This window comes from Bacillus sp. RO1 (genome assembly GCF_012524115.1).
In the GTDB taxonomy this organism is placed as follows: Bacteria; Bacillota; Bacilli; order Bacillales; family Bacillaceae_I; genus Sutcliffiella_A.
Window position 1 is genome coordinate 44,512 of the sequence record NZ_JAAZWB010000072.1, and the last position, 8,810, is coordinate 53,321.

The following is an 8,810-nucleotide window of genomic DNA, read 5'->3' on the forward strand; positions in this document are numbered from 1 at the left end:
CTTAGAGGATAAAACTCCTTGGAACTAGGATGTGTAGGTGAAACGCTATCCGAAGAGTGCACCTGCTTTTCTGAAAAAAAGAGCTTCTACCGTTAATGCGTCGGCTTCGACCATAAAACTGCGACTTTCTACATTTCCCGGATGACCTTCTACATTTCCCAAGCAACCTTCTACCTTAAAACTCTAACCTTCTACAATTTATGCTTAGAGGATAAAACTCCTTGGAACTAGGATGTGTAGGTGAAACGCTATCGAAGAGTGCACCTGCTTTTCTGAAAAAAAGAGCTTCTTCCGTTAATGCGTCAGCTTCGACCGTAAAACTGCGACCTTCTACATTTCCCAGATGACCTTCTACATTTCCCAAGCAACCATCTACCTTAAATCTCTAACCTTCTACAATTTTGGATAGACGGTTGTAAACTTGTGGGAGATAATAAGTAATATATGGTAGTTATTGGAGGTATAGGGGAATTATGAAACTCACCATCATCAAAGTTCTTGCATTACTTTGTACTGTATTAATCTTGTATCTATTATTGTGGCCTGTCTCGATTGACCCTGTTTCATGGGAATCTCCTAAATCCATGGGATACATCGGTGCTTACGAAAAAAATAATAAATTAGAGGGAATGGAATTTCTTTCAATTGGAAAATATGAAGAGCCGGAACATATCGTATATCGTGAAGGATGGTTGTACGCCGCCACAAAAACTGGTGCAATCATTCGTGTACGGGAGGATGGCACAGAATTACAGGAAATAGTAAATACGAAAGGCAGACCTTTAGGCTTTGACTTTGATAGAGAAGGGTCAATCATCGTTGCTGATCCACTTTATGGTAAACAGGGAGGGCTACTGAAAATTAGCAATTATGAAGAAGGTGATACAGAAATTGAACTTTTAACAGACACCGCTGAAGAAACCCCTTTAGGATTTATTGACGCAGTAGTAGTTTCTAATAGTGGAATTATTTATTTTACTGATGCTTCTCAAAGAACAAAAGCGAAAGAAATCGGTGATGTTGGACGGGCTGGAGAAATAGATATTCTCGAAAATAGCAGTACAGGAAGAGTCTTGGAGTATAATCCATCGACGAAAAAAACTAGAGTTCTAATGAAAGATATTAGTTTTGCAAACGGATTAGCATTAAGTATGGACGAAAAAAGTCTCCTAATAAATGAAACGGGAAGATACCGCATCTGGAAATTAAATCTTGAATCAGATCAAACATTAAGCACGAAGGATAAAAGTGAATTTTTAGAAGTTCTAATAGATAACCTACCTGGACTACCGGATAATATGATGCGTGGAAATGACGGCAGAATCTGGATTGGATTAATCATGTCGAGAAATGATTTTCTAGAATTCAGTTCTGATAAGCCCATATTAAGGAAAATGGCAATGCGTCTTCCAGCTAAGATGTTGCCTAAAGGGGCAGGATACTCGCACGTTATCGCAATTAACGAATTAGGGGAAGTAGTAGAAGATATGCAAAGTGATTCCATTCCATATACGAATATCACAGGAGTAACGGAGACAGTGGATGCCCTGTATTTCCACCAACTTAATGAAATGAATGCCATCGGGTTATTAAAAAAAGTAGATATAGAATTTTAAAAGAAGGTGTTAAATATGTATTTTAATAAATTCATAGGGATAGAGAAAGTAGAAAACAAACATGTAAAAATTAGGGAAGCGGTCAGGGCTATTGTCATTCGGGATGGCCATATTTTGATGCTTCACTCAAACAAAGGTGATTTCAAATTTCCTGGTGGGGGTATCGAAGTTGGAGAAACCCATAGTGAAGCACTTATCCGAGAAGTGTTAGAGGAAACGGGTTATGTGGATACGGTTGTAGGAGAAAAATTTGGAGTGTATATGGAAAGAAGAGAGGACGTTTTCAATCAAGGTATTCATTTTGAAATGAAGTCCCATTATTACCTATGTAAATGCATGGGAGAAGCCGGTGCTCAACAGTTAGAGGGGTATGAGATAGATCAGGGTTTTACCGCTAAATGGATTACCATAGAAGAGGCTATATCACAAAACGAACGTGCACAAAAACTAAGTGGGTATAACGGATGGATTGAGCGGGAGACATACGTCTTACATAAAATTTTGCAGCTTACCAATAAAATACTAGAAAGGGTGATACAACAATGATTTACGTCATCAGGCACGGTCAGACAGATTTTAATAAAGAGGGAAGAATGCAAGGTAGAAAGGGGCTTCCTTTAAACGAAGTAGGTTTGCGTCAGGCGAACGTGTTAAAAGAAAAATTAAAAGATGTTGAGTTTCATTATGTGTTTTCCTCCCCACAAAAAAGGGCTATTCAAACAGCTGAAATTATTTCTGGATATGAACCGAAAATTGACGAACGGCTGGATGTATTTGATCTTGGTGAAGCAGATGGGTTGAAAAAAGAACAGGTGATTTTTAAAGGGGCGATTCCTGATCCAACCAAGTATGTAGGAGTGGAGGGGATGGACCAATTTGCTGGCAGGGTAATTGGTTTTTTAAAGAGCCTTGAGGAAGAGAAGATAGATGAAATGAACATTCTTATAGCAGGTCATAGATGTACTACTGGGGTAATCGGGGCTTATTTAGAAGGAGCTCTCGGAAAAGATAGTGTTTTAAAATATTCGTCGGATAATGGAGATTACAAAGTTTATAATAACAGGTATCTATCTTGATCTTTCCATAGTTGCAGTAAAATCATTTTCGCACGAACTCCTGCAGTTTTGGCATCAACTCCCTTCATTTCCGCACGAATTTCCCAAAACACCTGATTTTTTCAAGCAAAGAATCCCTTTTTCGTTCGACCGTTCAAGTTAGGCCTTCACCTATCACCACATAACCCCATAAGATATCAAAAACTAATGGGGTGACCACATATATGTTCGGAAGAATAATGAAACCACGTTTGTTTCCTGCATCGATAAGAACGGTTGAAGGTACAAAGTGGGGATATATAGATGAGAAGGGCATGTTTGTACTAAAGCCCACCTTTGAAGATGCCGGGGAGTTCCAGCAAAATGGATTAGCGATTGTACGTAAGGGTGGGGCAGGGGTTATTACACAAACCGGTAAATTTGTGATTCGCCCCAACTACAGCTCCATTTTTCCTTTTACAGAGGGCCGTGCCATAGCTATGTTAAATGAAGGTGGTTCAGTTGTCTTAAATGAAAAAGGTAAAGTATTGACGCAAAAAGCCTATTCGTTTATTAGTCCCTATCAAGGGGGCCGTGCGGTTTTCCAAGATTCTAAGGATGGGGGTCGCACACTTTATGGATACTTAGATTTGAACGGTAATGTAGCAATTCCTGCTCAATACCAGTATGCCTTTGATATGAGTAGCGGAAAAGCACTCGTACAGGTGAAAGATAGCTTATATGCCTTGCTAAATTCCACCGGTACTCTACTTCAAAGGTATCCGTACGAACAGATGAATGGATTAAGTGAAGGGCTTCTTTCCTTTAAAAAAACATATCAGGATAAAGCAGGATATGTAGATGAGTCAGGGAACGTCATCATAAAACCACAATTTGGTATGGCTTTACCTTTTCAGGGGGGGAGGGCTGTTGTCAATGCGTCCAATGATTATAAAAATAGATTCGGTTTAATTGATAAGAGCGGGAACTATATCATTCCTCCAAGATATAACGATATAAACCAACTTGGTGGGAACAGGGCAGCTATCGGAAGAGCCATTAACCTTGAGGAACCATTTGTAGGTTCGACATATGCAATAGCCGATACGGTGAGCGGACAGATAATGACTGATTTTCAATATGATTCAGTGAACAACTACAAAGGGGAATATAGCTCTGTGACGCGAGGGCTTAAAAGTTTCTTTATTAACAAAAGCGGTAGACAGGCAAAAGACCTTCCTGTAATAGATGGCATTGGAACGCTTTCTATTGAAGGGCAGCTGGTGAGAGCATTTGTTGATCAGAGGTTGTCCTACTATGATAAAGCCGGCAATCTCGTTTATGCTCAAAATTCCGTCATTCCGGTAAATAGTAATGTTTCAATTCGCGAGGAAAAATACCGGCCAAACAAGGACTATCTCGTGTATTATCCCCAGATTCAAGGAATGAAAAATAAAGAAGCAGAGAAAAAAGTCAACGAAGTATTACGCACACAATCTCAAATTATTCCTATTCCGCTGGATAAACAACTGGATTATAATTACACAGGTGATTTTTCTGTGCAATTTTATAAAAAGAATTTACTAATACTAGAGCTTAATGGCTACAACTATCCTTTTGGAGCTGCACATGGCATGCCGACACAAATTATGGTGCCAATAGATATCAGCACAGGTAAAATATACGAGTTGAAAGACTTGTTCAAATCAAACAGTGATTATATAAAAGTGTTAAGTGATTTGGTTGCAGAACAAATACAGGAAAACCCAGATAACTACTTTCCAGATTCCTTTAAAGGGATTCAACCTGATCAGCCATTCTATGTTTCTAGTGATGCCTTGTTCCTTTATTTTACACCATATGAGATAGCCCCATATGCAGCTGGATTCCCTACATTTGAAATTCCATTCAAACAAATCAATAACATCATTGACAAAAAAGGCGCGTTTTGGCGATCATTTCATTAATAGTTTGGACATAAAGAAAAAGGTAGCTTCTTCAGCAAGAAGTCTACCTTTATTCTATGTAGGAATGGTAATGATAAAGGTGGTGCCTTTTCCTTTTATACTTTGCACATTTATGGTCCCTTTAACTTTATTGATTGTACTGTACACCATCAACATTCCAAGGCCAGTACCTTCTTCTTTTGTTGAAAAATACGGCTTACCTAACCGGTTTATTTCATCGGAAGTCATGCCAATTCCTGAATCCCTTATTGTAATGATGATGTCATTCTTTACTTCCGTAAATGCGATCGAAAGGATACCACCATTAGGCTTCATCGCCTCTATACTGTTTTTGAAAAGGTTGATGAAACATTGTTGCAATTGGTTGCGGTCATAGGACGTTTTCAATGTGTTGTGAAATGAATATTGAACTTCGACCTGATGCATGGCAGCATATGGAATGATAAGATTTCTCGTATACTCAGCTTCTTCTTGTAGATTAGAATAGACCATATTTTCCGATTGTGGTTTTGCAAAAGATAGGTAGTCACTCACAATTTTTTCTGCGCGTTTTAATTCTTGCAAGGAGAGATCTAAGTATCTTTTTTCTTCGACACCAATTGTCTGTGATTTACCCAGTAATTGAAGAAAACCGCTCGTAACCGTTAATGGGTTCCTAATCTCATGAGAAACACTTGCCGACAGTTCACTTACCACATTTAGTCGTTCGGCACTGATATAGCGCTCGCGATTTCGAATATTTAGAATGATTTTTTCTATTAGAATGACGATAATTCCCATTAACGCTGCATGCGTTGTGACTGCATATATACTAAGCATGATAAATTCGCTATTTAATTTTTCGAAATACAAACTTAGTAGAATAAGGTAGATTCCCATAAACACTGTTATTATACCAGCTGAAAATATCAATCTATTCTTTGGTTTAAATGTCAAAAACATTTTGCTTAGAAAAGGAACGAATAAAAATATAATTGTAGAGGTAAGGAAAGAGTTTAGAGTTCCTTCTCCTCCGATATAAAAACGGTATAAATTTAAGACTATGTAAAGTGGAAATACAAATTTATGACCAGAATATAATGCAATAATGAAAAAAGGGATATAGCGTAAATCAAAAATGAACCCTAATTGTAAATGAATAGGGTAGGACATACATAGCACCATGGAAATAGTGGCAAATAAACTGAACATCCATCTATTAAAAGAATGATGTTTGTCTTCAAAAAATACTAAATAGATGATAATAGGTAATATCAGAAAAAGAAAATTCAATAATAATGTTTCAATCAAGAGGTTAAACGTCCCTTCTGTTGCAACTTCTATTCCCATTAATAATAGCAGAAACATTTAGATTTTGGTGCTAATAAAAGTAACTATGTGTAAATATTTCTAACAAAAAGGAACAGGCACCAAATTTTGGTGCCTGCTTGACAGAAGTGAGAATAAAAGAGAAATGAAAATTAAAATTAGCGGACTTCTTGTGGAACTTGCAAACCAAGGCCCTTAGCAACTAACTTCCCGTATTCTGGATCCGCTTTGTAAAAATGGTTGATTTGACGAAGCTTGATTTCGTCACTTTCCACAGGTGTCATTGCACCTACAATATTTTTTATTAAGCGGGTGCGTTCTTCCACACTTAGCAAACGATATAAATCACCTGCTTGAGTATAATGATCATTTTGATCATAGGCAACGCTATCAGCTAAACCTGAAACAGGGTAAGCAGCTTGCTTGTTTTCAGGAGTCTCCTTTGGCCCGTTATAGCTATTTGGCTCATAGTAGGCGGAACCCCCACCATTGTTGTCAAACCTCATCTGGCCATCGCGTTGATAGTTGTGAACTTCATTTCGTGCTCGGTTAATGGGTAGCGCCTGGTGATTCGCTCCAACTCGGTAGCGATGAGCATCATGATAGGCAAAAAGGCGCCCTTGCAGCATTTTGTCTGGAGAAACATCAATTCCAGGTACAAGTGTTCCTGGAGAGAACGTTGCCTGCTCCACCTCAGCAAAATAGTTTTCCGGATTTCGATCCAGTACCATCCTCCCAACTTCCATCAAAGGATAATCTTTTTGGGACCATACTTTTGTCACATCAAAAGGATCATAGCGATAAGAATCTGCATCCTCCATAGGCATAATCTGTACGTAAACCTTCCATGCAGGGTAATCACCTTTTTCGATGGCATTAAATAAATCCTCTGTATGATAATCAGGGTTCTCACCTGCAATCTTCGTTCCAATCTCTTCAGTCAAGTTTTTAATACCTTGTTCTGTTTTAAAATGATATTTAATCCAAACACCTTCGCCTTCCTCGTTTACCCATTTGAAGGTGTGGCTACCGAAGCCATGCATATGACGGTATGTAGCCGGTATTCCACGGTCAGACATCAAGATGGTCACTTGATGAAGGGATTCAGGAGATAAGGACCAGAAATCCCAAACGGCATTAGGATTTTTTCGATGCGTTTGAGGGTGGCGCTTTTGTGTATGAATAAAGTCTGGAAACTTGATGGCATCTCTTATGAAAAACACTGGTGTGTTGTTTCCGACAAGATCATAGTTCCCGTCTTCTGTATAAAATTTTACGGCAAATCCACGTGGATCACGAACGGAATCAGCAGAACCGTTTTCACCCGCTACCGTGGAAAAACGGACAAAAAGTGGCGTGCGTTTTCCTACTTCGGAAAGGAATTTTGCCTTCGTGTATTTAGTAACATCATTCGTTACTTCGAAGTATCCGTGTGCACCAGCACCTTTAGCGTGTACTACACGCTCGGGGACACGTTCTCGGTTGAAATGGGCGAGCTTTTCTAAAAGATGTACATCTTGTATGAGGGTAGGTCCCCTTGAACCCGCAGTCATGGAATTCTGGTTATCTCCCACAGGAGCCCCCCAGCTAGTTGTGAGTCTATTATTAGTTGTCAAAATCCTTCACCTCAATATAAAAAATATTTTATTACACGCTTAATGATAACAGTTATTAGAGGAAAATCAATACTTTTTTATAATTATTATAAAGTAATAATATATATCTATAAGTAAACGGTATATTAAACTTGTCTGTTTATGGTTGATTTGTAATTTGCTATACTACTAGAAAACGTGATGATAGGAGTTGACTTGACGTGAAGAAAAAGCATAAATGTAATACAAAGTCTTTGACGAATAAAAAGGAAGAGAAGGTATCATTGAAAGATCAATTAGAAGGGGATGTTTATTCGAAATTAAAATCCATGAAGGACCAACTTCTACAAACAGAACAAAAACAAAAAATGGAAGAAGCTGAAAGGAAAAAAGAAGAAAAGCGATTAAGGGAGAAGAATAAATCGTTTGAAGAACTGTTCGAAGAAAGTAATCAAAATTGGAAGGAATTCAAGTAAGGTTGGCTTGGTGAATAGAAAAGGGAGAATGGTCCGTCTAGATAACCATTCTCTTTTTTGTTAGGAGAGAAAAAAAGCCATGGCGAAGTAGACAGCTAAACATAACAGAGATCCTAGCAAAAATGGCCCGATATGTAATGTTGGCTTCTGTTGTTGTGGGGTGTAACGACCAGCCATGGAATCAAAAACAGCTGCTTCTGAATTTTTAGTGAAAATGTCTCCTGAGGAACTAGTGAAGAAGGCTATAAAGACAAAAGCAAGAGAGCCGAAGAACATGGTGCTTAAGAGGTTAAAGTCAAAATAGGTGGAGATTCCCAGTAAGATACCAATTTCTGCTGCAAGCACAATGATTAAAGTGATAAGATATTTGACCATTATGTTTCCTCCTTGATACATAGATAAATTAATCTACGTATAAAAATGGAATAAGTTTCAAAAAATTTGATTAGAATATCCGCCAAACACCGCTGTTAATTTCCGCAAATGGCTTCACTATCCCGGGGCAACCTTGAGCCTCCTCACAACGCTTCAGGGGTCTCAACATTGCAGCTACTTTATCGCAGGAGTCTTCGCCATTTGCTTCAATCAACAGCTATGAGCCTTCAGAAATTTACCATTGTTCTAAAACAAAAAGAGGCTGGGACAAAACTAAAAAACCTTAATAAAAGACGAACAATATAGTTATCATAGGTATCGACTCTAAATACCGCTGTTGATTTCCACAAATGGCTTCGCTTTCCTAGGGGCGGTGCTTGAGCCTCCTCGCTCCGCTGCGGGGTCTCAAGCTACCGCTATCTCCCTCAGGAGTCTTCGC

Annotated in this window: 8 protein-coding genes; 5 read left to right on the top strand and 3 right to left on the bottom strand. The window is 38.5% G+C overall.

Annotated elements, in window-relative coordinates; all coding sequences use genetic code 11:
- Nucleotides 1–473: 473 nt before the first annotated feature.
- From HC179_RS10880 to HC179_RS10895, 4 genes are all read left to right on the top strand, one after another.
- A complete protein-coding gene (locus HC179_RS10880) occupies nt 474–1,616 on the top strand; it encodes an SMP-30/gluconolactonase/LRE family protein (RefSeq protein WP_168864324.1) in 1,143 nt (380 codons plus the stop codon).
- A 15-nt stretch (nt 1,617–1,631) separates the two neighbouring features.
- Nucleotides 1,632–2,162, top strand: coding sequence for an NUDIX hydrolase (locus tag HC179_RS10885; protein WP_168864325.1), 531 nt, complete (start codon nt 1,632–1,634; stop codon nt 2,160–2,162).
- The gene (locus tag HC179_RS10890) at nt 2,159–2,692 is read left to right on the top strand and encodes a histidine phosphatase family protein (protein WP_168864326.1); all 534 of its coding nucleotides are present in this window, start codon (nt 2,159–2,161) and stop codon (nt 2,690–2,692) included. The genes HC179_RS10885 and HC179_RS10890 overlap by 4 nt, the downstream gene beginning before the upstream one ends.
- 203 nt (nt 2,693–2,895) lie before the next feature.
- The gene (locus HC179_RS10895) at nt 2,896–4,617 is read left to right on the top strand and encodes a WG repeat-containing protein (protein WP_168864327.1); all 1,722 of its coding nucleotides are present in this window, start codon (nt 2,896–2,898) and stop codon (nt 4,615–4,617) included.
- Nucleotides 4,618–4,671: 54 nt separating this feature from the next.
- Here HC179_RS10895 and HC179_RS10900 read toward each other — a convergent pair whose 3' ends face one another.
- Complete coding sequence (locus HC179_RS10900; protein ID WP_168864328.1) at nt 4,672–5,907, bottom strand: ATP-binding protein; 1,236 nt, start codon at nt 5,905–5,907, stop codon at nt 4,672–4,674.
- A 176-nt stretch (nt 5,908–6,083) separates the two neighbouring features.
- The gene (gene katA, locus HC179_RS10905) at nt 6,084–7,541 is read right to left on the bottom strand and encodes a catalase KatA (protein ID WP_205825294.1); all 1,458 of its coding nucleotides are present in this window, start codon (nt 7,539–7,541) and stop codon (nt 6,084–6,086) included.
- A gap of 200 nt (nt 7,542–7,741) precedes the next feature.
- On the opposite strand from katA, the gene HC179_RS10910 reads away from it, so the two are divergent.
- Nucleotides 7,742–7,996 (top strand): YqkE family protein, encoded by a 255-nt coding sequence (locus HC179_RS10910; RefSeq protein ID WP_346775139.1) that lies wholly within the window; start codon nt 7,742–7,744, stop codon nt 7,994–7,996.
- A gap of 60 nt (nt 7,997–8,056) precedes the next feature.
- Here the strand turns inward: HC179_RS10910 and HC179_RS10915 are convergent, their stop codons facing one another.
- Nucleotides 8,057–8,371 carry a hypothetical protein gene (locus HC179_RS10915; RefSeq protein WP_168864329.1) on the bottom strand — a complete coding sequence of 105 codons (315 nt, stop codon included), beginning with the start codon at nt 8,369–8,371 and terminating at the stop codon, nt 8,057–8,059.
- Between the last annotated feature and the right edge of the window lie 439 nt (nt 8,372–8,810).

Excerpts from the sequence above, each read along its gene's own strand:
- HC179_RS10880 (WP_168864324.1), top strand. The coding sequence starts at position 474 with ATGAAACTCACCATCATCAAAGTTCTTGCATTACTTTGTACTGTATTA.
- HC179_RS10915 (WP_168864329.1), bottom strand. The coding sequence starts at position 8,371 with ATGGTCAAATATCTTATCACTTTAATCATTGTGCTTGCAGCAGAAATT.
- HC179_RS10895 (WP_168864327.1), top strand. The coding sequence starts at position 2,896 with ATGTTCGGAAGAATAATGAAACCACGTTTGTTTCCTGCATCGATAAGA.
- HC179_RS10885 (WP_168864325.1), top strand. The coding sequence starts at position 1,632 with ATGTATTTTAATAAATTCATAGGGATAGAGAAAGTAGAAAACAAACAT.
- HC179_RS10890 (WP_168864326.1), top strand. The coding sequence starts at position 2,159 with ATGATTTACGTCATCAGGCACGGTCAGACAGATTTTAATAAAGAGGGA.